The 13,074-nt window shown below is 75.7% G+C and carries 12 protein-coding genes; 8 read left to right on the forward strand and 4 right to left on the reverse strand.

Features of this window, described 5'->3' with window-relative positions:
- The first annotated feature begins 117 nt into the window (after positions 1–117).
- Entirely contained in the window at positions 118–2,583 is a 2,466-nt protein-coding gene (locus tag ACF068_RS08105; protein ID WP_392273336.1) for a beta-glucosidase, read from the forward strand.
- A 63-nt stretch (positions 2,584–2,646) separates the two neighbouring features.
- On the forward strand, positions 2,647–3,303 hold the full coding sequence (locus ACF068_RS08110; RefSeq protein WP_392273849.1) for a DedA family protein: 657 nt from the start codon (positions 2,647–2,649) through the stop codon (positions 3,301–3,303).
- A 13-nt stretch (positions 3,304–3,316) separates the two neighbouring features.
- Here the strand turns inward: ACF068_RS08110 and ACF068_RS08115 are convergent, their stop codons facing one another.
- Positions 3,317–3,847 carry a gamma carbonic anhydrase family protein gene (locus ACF068_RS08115; protein WP_392273337.1) on the reverse strand — a complete coding sequence of 177 codons (531 nt, stop codon included), beginning with the start codon at positions 3,845–3,847 and terminating at the stop codon, positions 3,317–3,319.
- Between the two features lie 131 nt (positions 3,848–3,978).
- Between ACF068_RS08115 and ACF068_RS08120 the strand changes: the two genes are divergently transcribed.
- Positions 3,979–4,722, forward strand: a complete 744-nt coding sequence (locus ACF068_RS08120) for an acyltransferase (RefSeq protein ID WP_392273338.1) — start codon at positions 3,979–3,981, stop codon at positions 4,720–4,722.
- Here ACF068_RS08120 and ACF068_RS08125 read toward each other — a convergent pair whose 3' ends face one another.
- Positions 4,723–5,589, reverse strand: a complete 867-nt coding sequence (locus ACF068_RS08125; RefSeq protein ID WP_392273850.1) for a DMT family transporter — start codon at positions 5,587–5,589, stop codon at positions 4,723–4,725. It abuts the gene before it with no gap.
- A 92-nt stretch (positions 5,590–5,681) separates the two neighbouring features.
- Here ACF068_RS08125 and ACF068_RS08130 point away from each other — a divergent pair, with 92 nt between their 5' ends.
- Positions 5,682–6,254, forward strand: a complete 573-nt coding sequence (locus ACF068_RS08130; RefSeq protein WP_392273339.1) for a helix-turn-helix domain-containing protein — start codon at positions 5,682–5,684, stop codon at positions 6,252–6,254.
- Between the two features lie 119 nt (positions 6,255–6,373).
- Here the strand turns inward: ACF068_RS08130 and ACF068_RS08135 are convergent, their stop codons facing one another.
- The gene (locus tag ACF068_RS08135) at positions 6,374–6,787 is read right to left on the reverse strand and encodes a CoA-binding protein (protein WP_392273851.1); all 414 of its coding nucleotides are present in this window, start codon (positions 6,785–6,787) and stop codon (positions 6,374–6,376) included.
- Positions 6,788–6,889: 102 nt separating this feature from the next.
- Here ACF068_RS08135 and ACF068_RS08140 point away from each other — a divergent pair, with 102 nt between their 5' ends.
- The 3 genes from ACF068_RS08140 to ACF068_RS08150 all read left to right on the forward strand — a co-directional run bounded on the left by ACF068_RS08140 (position 6,890) and on the right by ACF068_RS08150 (position 12,038).
- On the forward strand, positions 6,890–7,516 hold the full coding sequence (locus ACF068_RS08140; protein WP_392273340.1) for a YigZ family protein: 627 nt from the start codon (positions 6,890–6,892) through the stop codon (positions 7,514–7,516).
- 218 nt (positions 7,517–7,734) lie between these two features.
- On the forward strand, positions 7,735–8,901 hold the full coding sequence (locus tag ACF068_RS08145) for an exonuclease SbcCD subunit D (RefSeq protein ID WP_392273341.1): 1,167 nt from the start codon (positions 7,735–7,737) through the stop codon (positions 8,899–8,901).
- Entirely contained in the window at positions 8,898–12,038 is a 3,141-nt protein-coding gene (locus ACF068_RS08150; protein WP_392273342.1) for an AAA family ATPase, read from the forward strand. The genes ACF068_RS08145 and ACF068_RS08150 overlap by 4 nt, the downstream gene beginning before the upstream one ends.
- Here the strand turns inward: ACF068_RS08150 and ACF068_RS08155 are convergent.
- On the reverse strand, positions 12,028–12,474 hold the full coding sequence (locus tag ACF068_RS08155; protein ID WP_392273343.1) for an Lrp/AsnC family transcriptional regulator: 447 nt from the start codon (positions 12,472–12,474) through the stop codon (positions 12,028–12,030). The two genes, ACF068_RS08150 and ACF068_RS08155, sit on opposite strands and share 11 nt — an antisense overlap.
- Positions 12,475–12,569: 95 nt before the next feature.
- Between ACF068_RS08155 and ACF068_RS08160 the strand changes: the two genes are divergently transcribed.
- The gene (locus ACF068_RS08160) at positions 12,570–13,067 is read left to right on the forward strand and encodes a rhodanese-like domain-containing protein (RefSeq protein WP_392273344.1); all 498 of its coding nucleotides are present in this window, start codon (positions 12,570–12,572) and stop codon (positions 13,065–13,067) included.
- Positions 13,068–13,074: the final 7 nt, after the last annotated feature.

Here is a 13,074-nt window from a genome sequence, read left to right on the forward strand (position 1 = left end):
GCGCGTGGTCGGACGCGCGCGTGGAAGGGCGCCCCCGCACCCCTCTTCGGGTGCGGGGGCGGCCCGGTTCCGCCGTACGTCGCCTGAAAAACCCCATATGCGGCGCATAGTGCGGCTATGTCAGAAAACGTCTCGCGGAGGACCACGCTCCGCCTGCTCACCGGAGCGGCCGCCGCCGCGGCGGCCACCACCGGCCCCCCGCCCGCCCGGGCCCGCGCCGCCGCGACCCCCGGCGCCGGTGACCGCGCCGCCGACCTGCTCGCCCGGCTCACCCTCGACGAGAAGCTCACCTTCCTGCACGGCGCCAAGGACCCGAACGGCCTCGGCCAGGCCGGCTGGATCCCCGGTGTGCCCCGGCTCGGCATCCCGCCACTGCGCCTCGCCGACGGCCCCGCCGGCGTCCGCGTCCGGGCCCGCGCCACCGCCCTGCCCGCCCCCGTGATGCTGGCGAGCGCCTTCGACCCCGCCCTCGCCCACGCGTACGGCCGCGTCATCGGCCACGAGGGCCGGGCACTCGGCCAGGACGTCCTGCTGTCGCCCATGGTCAACCTGATCCGCACCCCGTACGCGGGACGGAACTTCGAGACCTTCTCCGAGGATCCCCTCCTCACCTCCGATCTGGTCGCCGAGGAGATCCGCGGCATCCAGGACGAGGGCCTGATCGCCACCGTCAAGCACTTCGCCCTCAACAACCAGGAGAAGGACCGCACCACCGTCGACGTGCGCATCGGCGAACAGGCCCTGCACGAGACGGAACTGCGCGGCTTCGAGGCCGCCGTCGCCGCCGGCACCGGTGCCGTCATGGGCGCCTACAACAAGGTCGACGGCGTCCACGCCTGCGAGAACCGGAACCTGCTCACCGGCGTCCTGCGCGACCTGTGGGGCTTCGACGGCTTCGTCATGAGCGACTGGGACGCCACCCACAGCACCGCCCCGGCCCTCACCGCCGGCCTCGACATGGAGATGCCCGCCGGCCGCTGGTTCGGCGACGCCCTCCGGCGGGCCGTGCGGGACGGCACCGTCCCCGAGGACGCCGTCGACCGCTCCGTACACCGGGTCCTGACCGTCATGGACCGCTTCGGCCTCCTCGACGGCACCGCGCCCGCCCGCCCCGCCGCCCGCGACCGGGACGCCGGGGCGCGCCTCGCGTACCGGGTCGCCGTCGCCGGCGCCACCCTGCTGCGCAACGAGCACGCCACGCTGCCGCTCACCGGGCCCGCCGCCCGATCCGTCGCCGTCATCGGCCCCACCGCCTCCGTGCCGTTCGTCAGCGGCGGCGGCAGCGCCCATGTCGTCCCCGACCGCGCCGACAGCCCGCTCCGGGCGCTCACCGCCCGCGCCGGTGACGACGCCCGGGTCACCCACGCCCTCGGCGAGGACCTCTACGGCAAGCCCCTCCCGGTCCGCGGCGCGTCCTTCGAGGGACAGCGGGTCCGCCCCGGGAAGACCTACACCTACGAAGGGACGCTCACCCTCGACGCGCCCGACGAGTGGACCTTCGTCGTCCACTACGGCGGCACCCGCCCCACGGTCCACGTGGACGGCAACGAACTCTTCGCCGCCCAGGACCGCGAGGCCGAGCTCTTCGCCGGCTTCGGGCTCGTCTCCACCGCCCCCGACGGCCTCAAGGTCCGCCGCCGCACCCTCCACCTCGCCGCCGGACGCCACACCCTGCGCGTCACCGCCCCCGGCGGGGACGCGGGCCAGCTCTTCCGGCTGCGCCACATCACCGCCGCCACCCGCGCCGCCGACGTCGCCGAAGCGGTACGCGTGGCCCGCGCCGCCTACGGGGTGGTGCTGTTCGCCTACGAGGACGCCGCCGAGGGCCGCGACCGCACCACGCTCGCCCTGCCCGGCCACCAGGAGGCGCTCATCGAGGCGGTGACCGCCGCCAACCCCCGGACGACCGTCGTCCTCAACACGTCCTCCGCCGTCACCATGCCGTGGCTGGACCGCACCGGCGCCGTGCTCCAGATGTACTACCCCGGCCAGGAGGGCGCCGCCGCCACCGCCGCCGTCCTCTTCGGCGACGCCGACCCCGGCGGCCGCCTCACCCAGACCTACCCCGTCTCCGACACCCGCCACCCCACCGCCGGCGACCCGCGCCGCTACCCCGGGGCCGGCGGCGTCCAGGAGTACTCCGAGGGCATCCGCACCGGCCACCGCTGGTACGACGCCGAGGGCGTCGAGCCGCTCTTCCCCTTCGGGCACGGCCTGTCGTACACCACCTTCGCCTACGCCGGGCTCGCCGTGACCCCCGCGCCCGGCGGCGGCCTCACCGCCCGCTTCACCGTCCGCAACACCGGGCGGCGCACCGGCGTCACCGTCGCCCAGCTTTACGCCGGGCCCTCGCCCGACCTGGCCCTCGACCAGCCCGAGCGCGTCCTGGCCGGCTACCGGCGCGTCGAGCTGCGCCCGGGCCAGGTCCGCCACGTCACGGTGCCCATCGCCGCCCGGACGCTCTCCTCCTGGGACCCGGCACGGCACGCCTGGGTGCTCGGGACGGGCACCCGCACCGTCCGGCTGGGCACCTCCGCCAGGGACCTGCGGCTGACCGCTCGGGCGGAGGTCCTCCCGGCGTGAAGAGGTAGGCTGCCCGGCGTGCGCCACGCCGGGCAGCACGGAACGACGACGGAGGGACCGGCTTTGCACGTCCAGGAGTGGCTCGAGACCGTCCCCGCGGTCAGCATCTACATCCTGGTGGGGGTGGTGATCGGGCTGGAGAGCCTCGGCATCCCGCTGCCGGGCGAGATCGTCCTCGTCAGCTCGGCCCTGCTCGCGTCCCAGCACGGCGACATCAACCCGTACGTCCTGGGCGCGTGCGCCACGGCGGGCGCCATCATCGGTGACTCCATCGGCTACGCCATCGGCCGCAAGGGCGGCCGGCCCCTGCTGGCCTGGCTGGGCGGCAAGTTCCCCAAGCACTTCGGCGAGGCCAACATCGCGGTGGCGGAGCGGTCGTTCGAGAAGTGGGGCATGTGGGCCGTCTTCTTCGGGCGGTTCGTGGCCCTGCTGCGGATCTTCGCCGGGCCGCTCGCGGGCGTGCTGCGCATGCCGTACTGGAAGTTCCTCGTCGCCAACGTCTTCGGCGGCATCCTCTGGGCGGGCGGCACCACGGCCGTCATCTACTCGGTCGGTGTGGTGGCCGAGGCCTGGCTGAAGCGCTTCTCCTGGCTGGGCCTGGTCCTCGCGGTCCTGGTGGGCCTGACGTCGCTGCTGGTCCTGAAGAACCGCGCCAAGAAGGCGGCCGCCGAGGCCGAGGCCCGGGCGGCCACCGCCCCCGCCGCCGCCACCACCGACTGAGCCCCCGGGGGCGTCAGGACGGGTGGGCGGCCCCGTGGGCCCGCGCGAGCTCCAGGTACATCGCGGCGTTCAGCTTGATCCCCTCGCGCTCCTCGTCCGTGAGCGCCCGCTTGACCTTGGCGGGCACGCCCGCGACCAGCGAGCCCGGAGGGACGCGCATGCCCTGCGGGACGAGGGCCTGCGCGGCGATCAGTGAGCCGGCGCCGATGTGGGCCCCGTTCAGCACCGTCGCGCCCATCCCGACCAGCACGTCGTCCTCGACGGTGCAACCGTGCAGCACCGCGTTGTGCCCGACCGAGACGCGCTCGCCGACCGTGACGGGGAACCCGGGGTCGACGTGCACGGTGCAGTTGTCCTGCACGTTGCTGTCGGCGCCCAGGACGATCGGCCCGCAGTCGGCGCGCAGCACCGCGTGGTACCAGACGCTCGCCCCCGCCGCCATCGTCACCTCGCCGACCACCACGGACGTCGGGGCCGCGAACGCGTCCGGATGGACGTCCGGTTCCTTGCCGGCCACCCCGGTGATCAACGCCCGCTCTGTCATCGCCTGCTCCTCGTGTTGCGGAAGTCGCGCCAGGGGAACCGTAAGCGACCCCCGACGCGGCGGCGACGGTGGGGCGAACATCACAGACCGCGCTGCGGGCCGCTCGTGACCCGGCCGATTACGGTTGCCGGGTGCCGAAGAACAGAAACACGTTCTCTTCCCTGGCCGCGTGGCGGCGCCGGGTCCTCAGCCGGGCCGTGCAGGGCGGCTGGCGTTGGGTGCAGGAGACGGGTGCCGTGACCGCCGAGCACCCCGGGCGGCTGCGGTTCCGCCGGCTCGGTCCCGGTACCCGGCTGGCGTTCCCGCAGGGCACGGTCTTCGGCGAGGAGTGGATCGAGCTGGGGGACCACTGCATCATCGCCGAGCAGGTCACGCTGACCGCCGGGATGCTGCCCGGCCTCGACCTCGGGCCGGACCCGGTACTGACCCTCGGCGACGGGGTCGTCCTGGGCCGCGGCAGCCATGTCGTGGCGGACGCGGCCGTGACCATCGGGTCGGACACCTTCTGCGGCCCGTACGTCTACATCACCTCGACGAACCACAGCTACGACGACCCCGACGAGCCCATCGGACGCCAGTGGCCGCGCTCGGCGCCGGTGGAGATAGGCCCCGGCTGCTGGCTCGGCACCGGCGCGGTGATCCTCCCCGGCGCCCGGATCGGCCGCAACGTGGTGGTCGCCGCGGGGGCCGTCGTCCGGGGCGAGGTGCCCGACCACGCGGTGGTCGCCGGCGCGCCGGCGCGGGTCGTACGCCGCTGGGACGCCGAGCGCGGCTGGCAGCCGCCGCTGCGCACGCCCGCTCCGGTGCCGGTGCCGGAGGGCGTCACGTCCCAGCAGCTCGCCGCGCTGGCCGAACTGGACCTCGACAGCGCCTGATCAGCCGGCTGCCAGCAGCACGGTGCCGACCAGGGCCAGCCCCGCCCCCGCGGCCTGCACCGCCCGCAGCCGTTCCCCGAGGACGCCCCGGGCGGCGAGGGCCGTCACCACCGGGTAGAGGCTGGCGAGCACGGCGGCCACGGTGACCGGACCGTGCTGCGCGGCGATGGCGTACGTCCCGTTGGCGGCGACGTCCGCGAGGCCCACGAAGGCCAGCGCGGGCACCGACGCCCACAGCACCCGCATCCCGCCGTCCTCAGGCAGGGCCCGCCCGCCCCGCCGCACCGAGATCCACAGGGCCGGCCCGGCCACCGCGACATTGGTCACGCGCTGCACGAACAGGGCGAGGAACAGTCCGGTGAGGGTCGTGGACGCCTCCGCGATCAGGGCCATCACCGAACCGAAACCGAACGCCGCGACCAGCGTCAGCAGCACCGCCTGCCGTTGCACCGGCGCCCCGCGCAGCTCCGGCCCGCCCGCCAGGACGACGCCGGCGACGGCCACCCCGATGCCGGCGAACTGGAGCAGCCCGGGCCGGTCGCCGACCAGCAGGCCCACCGACACGGGGACGACCACGCCGAGCGAGCCCAGCGGGGAGACCACGCCCATCGGGCCGAGGGCGAGTGCCTTGTAGAAGGCGAGCATGGCGGCCGGTCCTACCGCTCCGGCCGCCACCGCGTACCAGAGCTGCGGCCCCGCCTCGCTCCAGCCGCCCGTCGCGAGCACCACCGCGCCGAGCACGGCGACGGCGATGGTCTGCGAGGCGAGCACGACGGTCAGGGCGGGCGCGCGCCGGGTCAGCAGGCCGCCGCCGAAGTCGGCCAGCCCCCACAGGAGGCTGGTGGCCAGGGCGAACAGTGCTGTCATGACATCCTCGCAGTACAGTGCGGTGAACATGGGGGTGCACCACACCGTAGTGCAATCCATTGAACTCTGTCATCCAGAATATTGGACGGAATGTGTCGGACCTCGACCAGCTCACGCAGTCGCTCGCCCGCAACCTCAAGCGCTGGCGCGGTGAGCGCGGCTTCACGCTCGACGCGCTCGCGGCCCGTGCCGGCGTCAGCCGCGGCATGATCATCCAGATCGAGCAGGCCCGTACGAACCCCAGCGTCGGCACCACCGTCAAGCTCGCCGACGCCCTGGGCGTGTCCATCACCACGCTCCTGGACTACGAACAGGGCCCGCACGTCCGCCTCGTGCCCCAGGAACAGGCGGTACGGATGTGGTCCACCGACAAGGGCAGCAGCACCACCCTCCTCGTCGGCGCCGAGGCCCGCGGCCCCCTGGAACTGTGGGCCTGGACGCTGGTGCCCGGCGACGTCAGCGCCTCCGACCCGCACCCGGACGGCACCACCGAGCTGCTCCACGTCACCGCCGGCGAACTGACCCTCGTCGTCGACGGGGTGCACCACCCGGTGCCCGCCGGGACCTCCGCCGTCTTCGAGTCCAACGTCCCGCACGCGTACCGCAACGACGGCGAGGAGACCGTCGAGATGACCATGGCGGTCTCCATCCCGCCCGTACGCTGAGACGGCCGGCCGCCCCCGTCCTCCGGGCAGCGGCCGGCGCCGGGGCGAGCCGGCCGTGCCCGGCGAGGCCCTGGAGCGACTGCCGGGCGCGGTCGTCCTCGAGCGCCTGGGACCCGGCGTCAGCGCGGGCTGAGCAGCGGGATCTCGATCGCGGGGCAGCGGTCCATCACCATGTCGAGCCCGGCCGCCCGGGTGCGCTCGTACGCCTCCTCGTCGACCACCCCGAGCTGGAACCACACCGCCTTGGCGCCCTTCGCGACCGCCTCGTCCGCGACCGCGCCGGCCAGGCGGCTGTTCACGAACACGTCCACGACGTCCACCGGGAACGGGATCTCCGCGATCGAGGCGTACCCCCGCTCGCCGTGCACCGTCTCGGCCTTCGGGTGCACCGGCACCACCCGCTTGCCGAACCGCTGGAGGACGGCGGCCACCCCGTAGGCCGCGCGGGCCCGGTTGCCGGACAGTCCCACCACCGCCCAGGTGTCCCCGGACTCGGTCAGGATCTTCGCGATGGTCTCCGCCTCGCCGGTCACGTCCGCCTCCTGCGCGTGGATCACGTGGGGTTCAGGTCCACCCGCGCCAACCGCCGGACGCCGCCGGAGATTCCCGCGCACCCGTACGCATAGGGTTGGGGGATGCAGGAGCAGTACCGGACCGTCGCCCGCGCGGGCGTGCACGAGACCGAGATCAACCGATCGCGCTTCATCTGCGCCCTCGCGCCCGCCGCGACCGAACAGGAGGCGCAGGACTTCGTCGCACGCGTCCGCAAGGAGCACCCGGCCGCCACCCACAACTGCTTCGCGTACGTCATCGGCGCCGACGCCGCCGTGCAGAAGGCGAGCGACGACGGGGAACCGGGCGGCACCGCCGGCGTCCCCATGCTCCAGATGCTCCTGCGCCGCGAGGTCCGGTACGCCGTCGCCGTCGTCACCCGCTACTACGGCGGCGTGAAGCTCGGCGCGGGCGGCCTCATCCGCGCCTACGGCGGTGTGGTCGGAGAGGCCCTGGACGCGCTCGGCACCCTCACCCGGCAGCGCTTCCGCCTCGCCACCGTCACCGTCGACCATCAGCGCGCCGGGAAGCTGGAGAACGACCTGCGGGCCACCGGCCGCGCGATCCGCGACGTGCGCTACGCCGAGGCCGTCACCATCGGGATCGGGCTGCCCGACGCCGACGTCGACGCCTTCCGCGCCTGGCTCGCCGACACGACCGCCGGCACCGCCCGGCTGGACCTCGGCGGCGAGGCGTACGGGGACGCCTGACACCGCCCGAAGGGCCGGCACCGGCCGGGCCCGCCGCCCCGGCACCGGCCGGGCCCGCCGCCCCGGCGACGGTCGGCCGCCGCCCCCGCCCACCGGTGAAAAAAGAGGTCCGTGACGTAGGGGGTGCCGCGCACCGTTAGCGTGTACGGGGTGCACAGAGGTGCCCGTGGGGGCCCCGGGGGCGGAGGAGCGGAACACATGCAGGTCGGAGCGGCGCCGTGAGGATGCTGCACACATCGGACTGGCACCTGGGGCGGTCGTTCCACCGGGTGGGCCTGCTCGACGCGCAGTCCGCCTTCCTCGACCACCTGGTGGCCACGGTCCGCGAGCACGACGTGGACGTGGTCCTGGTGGCCGGGGACGTCTACGACCGGGCCGTGCCGCCGCTGCCCGCCGTGGAGCTGTTCGACAGCGCCCTGCACCGGCTCGCCGAGGCGGGCGTCGCCACCGTGATGATCTCCGGCAACCACGACTCCGGCCGCAGGCTCGGCGTCGGCGCCGGGCTCATGGAACGGGCCGGCATCCATCTCCGCACCGACCCCGCCGGCATCGGCACCCCCGTCCTCCTCCCGGACGCCCACGGCGACGTGGCCCTCTACGGACTGCCGTACCTCGAACCCGCGCTCGTCCGCGATCAGCTCGGCGCGGAGAAGAGCGGCCACCAGGCCGTCCTCACGGCCGCCATGGAACGGGTGCGCGCCGACCTCTCCGGCCGCCCGCCCGGCACCCGCTCCGTCGTCCTCGCCCACGCCTTCGTCGCGGGCGGCGAGCCCAGCGACAGCGAGCGCGACATCACCGTCGGCGGCGTCGCCGCCGTCCCCGCCGGGGTCTTCGACGGCGTCGACTACGTGGCCCTCGGCCACCTGCACGGCAGCCAGACCCTCACCGAACGGGTCCGCTACTCCGGCTCGCCCCTCGCCTACTCCTTCTCCGAGACCGACCACCGCAAGACGATGTGGCTCGTCGACCTCGACGGTGACGGGACGGTCAGCGCCGAACGCGTCGACTGCCCGGTGCCCCGCCGCCTCGCCCGCGTCCGGGGACGGCTCGACGACCTGCTCGCCGACCCCGCGCTGGAACGCCACGAGGACTCGTGGGTCGAGGCCACCCTCACCGACCCGGTCCGCCCCGCCGAACCGATGGCCCGCCTCACCGAGCGCTTCCCCCACACCCTCAGCCTCCTCTTCGCCCCCGAACGGCCCGACGACGACCCCGGCGCCTCCTACGCGCAGCGCCTCCAAGGCCGCGACGACCACCAGATCGCCGAGGACTTCGTCGCCCATGTACGCGGCGGCGCCGGCCCCGACGATCACGAACGGGCGGCGCTGCTGCGCGCCTTCGACGACGTACGGACCGGGATGACCCGGCGCGAGGTGGCCGGATGAGGCTCCACCGGCTCGACATCACCGGCTTCGGCCCCTTCGGCACCACCCGGACCGTCGACTTCGACACGCTCTCCCGCGCCGGCCTCTTCCTGCTCCACGGACCGACCGGCGCCGGCAAGACCTCCGTCCTCGACGCCGTCTGCTACGCCCTGTACGGAGCGGTGCCCGGCGCCCGCCAGAGCCCGGGAACGTCCCTGCGCAGCGACCACGCCCCGGTGGGCACCCCCACCGAGGTGGTCCTCGACCTGACCGTCGCCGGCCGGCGGCTGGAGATCACCCGCCGGCCCGCCCAGCCGCGCCCCAAGAAGCGGGGCGGCGGCTTCACCACCGAGAAGGCCCAGTCCTGGCTGCGGGAGTACGACCCGGCGAGCGGCACCTGGAAGGGCCTCAGCCGCTCTCACCAGGAGATCGGCGAGGAGGTCACCCAGCTCCTCGGCATGAGCCGGGACCAGTTCTGCCAGGTGGTGCTGCTGCCACAGGGCGACTTCGCGCGGTTCCTGCGGGCCGACGCCGAGGCACGCGGCAAGCTCCTCGGCCGGCTCTTCGACACGCGGCGCTTCGCCGCCGTCGAGGAGCGCCTCGCCGAACTCCGGCGCGCCGCCGAGCAGCAGGTCAAGGACGGCGACGAACGGCTCCTCGCCCTCGCCCACCGGATGGTCCAGGCCGCCGGCCCCGCCGCCGAGGGCCCCGCCCCGGACGCCAGGCCCGGCGACCCCGGCCTCGCCGGTGCCGTGCTGTCCTGGGCGGCCGTCGCCCGGTCGGGCGCCCGCGAGGCGCTGGACGCCGCCGGACTGGCCCTGCTGGCCGCCGAGGACCGGCGGGCCGCCGCGCGCCAGGCCCTCGACGACGAACGGGACCTGGCCGCACGGCAGCGGCGGTACGAGGACGCCCGGCGGCGCGGCGCCGAGCTGGACGCCCGGCGGGCCGAGCGCGACGGCTGGCAGGCCCGCCTGGAGCGGGGCCGCAAGGCCGAACGGGTCGCCGGGCCGCTGAGCCTGCGCGACGACGCCGAACGGGAGCACCGGGCGGCCCGCGCGGCGCACGAACGGGCCGTCGCCGGGCTCCCCGCCGAGCTCGCGGAGGCGGGCGCCGAGCGGCTGGCCGCCCGCGCTGGCACCCTGCGCGAGGAGCTCGGCGGCCTCGACACCGCACGCCGGGCCGAGCGCCGCGCCGGGGAACTCGCCCGCGAACGCGACGAGCTGGACCGGCAGGCCCGGGCCGACGAGGAGGCCCTGCACGACGCGGACGGGTGGCTCGCCGGCTGGGAGACCACCCGCCGCGCCCTCCTGGACCGGGTGGAGGCCGCCCGGGAGGCCGCCACCCGCGCCGAACACCTCGCGGGCCGCCTGGAACCCGCCCGCCGCCGGCTCGCCGCCGCCCGCCGGCGCGACGCGCTGGTACGGGACGCCGAGGAGGCCGCCGGCCGCCTGGCGGCCGCCCGGGAGGAGGCCAACGCCGCCCACGAGCGGTGGCTGGACCTCCGCGAGCGCCGCCTCCGGGGCATCGCCGCGGAACTGGCGGCCGCCCTCACGGCCGGCGAACCGTGCGCGGTGTGCGGTTCCGCGGAGCACCCGGCACCCGCCCGCGCCGGCGCCGGGCACGTCGACCGGACGACGGAGGACGCCGCCTACGCGGCCCACACCCGGGCGGACGAGACCCGCTCGGCGGCCGAACGCGCCCTCGCGGTCGCCCAGGAGGCGCTGACGGCCGCCCGCGCCGAGGTCGCCGGGTACGGCACCCGGCGTTCCGGCGCCGGCGCCCGGCCGGCCGGCGCCGCACCGGAATCGGGCGCCGGCGCCCGGCCGGAGCGGGCCCCGGGCGACGATCCGGCGGCCCCCGCGGGCGGCCCGGGCGCGGCCGGTGACCAGCCCTCCGTCCCCGTACTGGCCGACGAGGTCGCCCGGCTGGAGGACGCGTACGCCGAGGCGCGGGACGAGGCCGGCGGCGCGCACGCGGCGCGCGAGGCGCTGGACCGGGCCGAGGAGGAGCACCTGCGGAGGCTGGAGGTGCGCCGGCAGGTCGAGCGCCGGGCCGCCGCCCGGACGTCGCGCCGCGAGGCGCTCGACCGGGAGCAGGCCACCGTGGACGCCGAGCTGGCCCGCGTCCCGGGCGGCGCCGTGGCCGGGCACGCCGCGGCCCTGGAGCACCGGATCGCCCGCCTCACCGAGGCCGCCGAGGCGGTGCGTACCGTCGAGGACACCGCCCGCCGTCTCAAGGAGGCCGACGGCCGGCTCGCCGACGCCGCGTTCCGGGCCGGCTTCGACACCCCGGCCGCCGCGGCCGCCGCGCTGCTCGACGACGCGGCCCACCGCGACCTCCAGCGGCGGCTGGACGCCTGGCAGGCGGAGGCGGCCGCCGTCGCCGACCGGCTCGCCGAGCCCGGGACGCGGGCCGCGGCCGAGCGCCCGCCCGCCGACCCGGACGCCGCCCTCGCGGCCCACGCCGCCGCCGACCGGACCGCCCGCGACGCCGACGCCGCCCTGGCCGCCCACCGCGAGCGCTGCGCCGAGCTGGACCGGCTGTCCCGGCAGGCCGCCGCCGAGGTGCGGCGCCTGGGCCCGCTGCGCGAGGACTACGAGCGGGTGGCGCGGCTCGCGGCGCTCACCGCCGGCACGTCCGCGGACAACGAGCGCAAGATGCGGCTGGAGTCCTACGTGCTCGCGGCCCGGCTCGAACAGGTGGCGGCCGCCGCGACGGCACGCCTGGCCCGCATGTCGTCCGGCCGGTACACCCTCGTCCACTCCGACGCCCGGGCCGGCGGCAGGCGGGCCGGTCTCGGACTGCACGTCGTCGACGCCTGGACGGGCGTCGAGCGGGACACCGCGACGCTCTCCGGCGGGGAGACCTTCTTCGCGTCCCTGGCGCTGGCCCTGGGCCTCGCCGACGTCGTCACCGAGGAGGCCGGCGGCGTTCGGCTGGACACGCTCTTCATCGACGAGGGCTTCGGCAGCCTCGACGACCAGACCCTCGACGAGGTGCTCGACGTGCTGGACTCGCTGCGCGAACGCGACCGCAGCGTGGGCATCGTCAGCCACGTCGCCGACCTGCGCCGCCGGATCCCGGTCCAGCTCGAGGTCGTCAAGGAGCGCGGCGGCTCGACGGTGCGGCTGCGCGGCGGGGGAGCGGTCAGCGGCTGACCGGGCGGCGCGGCAGGGGCGACGAGTAGACCACGCTCGTGGTCACCGATCCCAGCGCGCCGACCTTCCCGGAGACCTCCTCCAGGTGCCGCATCGAACGGGCGGCGACCTTCAGCACGAAGCAGTCGTCGCCCGTCACGTGGTGCGCCTCCAGCACCTCCGGCGTCGTGTCCAGCAGGTCGTGGAACGGCTTGTAGTTGCCGTGGGGGTAGCGCAGCCGCACGAAGGCCAGGATCGGCAGTCCGAGGCTCTCCGGGTCGACGACCGCGGTGTACCCGGCGATGACCCCGGCCTCCTCCAGCCGGCGGACCCGTTCGGTCACGGCGCTGGCGGACATGGAGACCGTACGGGCCAGTTCGGCGAAACTGGCCCGGCCCCGGTCCTGGAGGGCGGCGAGGATGCGCCAGTCGGTGGCGTCCGGGGAATACGCGGTCATGCACGAGGAATAGCAGGGGAATCCCCGGCCGGACAAGACGAGCTCCGTGGATCGTCACTTCACCGGAATGATCGACGAGCCGTAGATTTCCGGACATGACGACGACACCGAACACCAGCGCCCCCGCCCCCGCCAACCCCGTCCTCCGCGTCCCGCCCGCCTCACCGGCGGCCGCCGCCGCGTACTTCTCCGCGTCCCTCGCCTTCCACGCCGACGTCTCGGACGTCGCCTCGGCGCTCGCGGCCGGCGGCGACCCCGGCTTCGTCGTGCTGGACTCCCGCTCGACGGAGTCCTGGGACCAGGGCCACGTCCCCGGCGCGGTCCACCTGCCGACGGCACTCGTCCCGCAGCAGGCGGAGCGGCTGCTCGACCGGTCGGTGCCGGTGATCACGTACTGCTGGGGCCCGGGCTGCAACGGTGCCACCCGCGCGGCCCTCGCCCTCGCCGAACTCGGCTACCAGGTCAAGGAGATGCTCGGCGGGTTCGAGTACTGGGTCCGTGAGGGCTTCGCGTACGAGACCTGGGAGGGCGTCCGCAAGAGCGACGCCGACCCGCTGACCGCCCCGGTCGTCGCCGGCGACTGCGGCTGCTGACCGGCGT

It is taken from the genome of Streptomyces sp. NPDC016309, from assembly GCF_043077235.1.
In the GTDB taxonomy this organism is placed as follows: Bacteria; Actinomycetota; Actinomycetes; order Streptomycetales; family Streptomycetaceae; genus Streptomyces.

Excerpts from the sequence above, each read along its gene's own strand:
- ACF068_RS08125 (WP_392273850.1), bottom strand. The coding sequence starts at position 5,589 with ATGACAGCACTGTTCGCCCTGGCCACCAGCCTCCTGTGGGGGCTGGCC.
- ACF068_RS08150 (WP_392273342.1), top strand. The coding sequence starts at position 8,898 with ATGAGGCTCCACCGGCTCGACATCACCGGCTTCGGCCCCTTCGGCACC.
- ACF068_RS08105 (WP_392273336.1), top strand. The coding sequence starts at position 118 with ATGTCAGAAAACGTCTCGCGGAGGACCACGCTCCGCCTGCTCACCGGA.
- ACF068_RS08160 (WP_392273344.1), top strand. The coding sequence starts at position 12,570 with ATGACGACGACACCGAACACCAGCGCCCCCGCCCCCGCCAACCCCGTC.
- ACF068_RS08155 (WP_392273343.1), bottom strand. The coding sequence starts at position 12,474 with ATGACCGCGTATTCCCCGGACGCCACCGACTGGCGCATCCTCGCCGCC.
- ACF068_RS08140 (WP_392273340.1), top strand. The coding sequence starts at position 6,890 with ATGCAGGAGCAGTACCGGACCGTCGCCCGCGCGGGCGTGCACGAGACC.
- ACF068_RS08115 (WP_392273337.1), bottom strand. The coding sequence starts at position 3,847 with ATGACAGAGCGGGCGTTGATCACCGGGGTGGCCGGCAAGGAACCGGAC.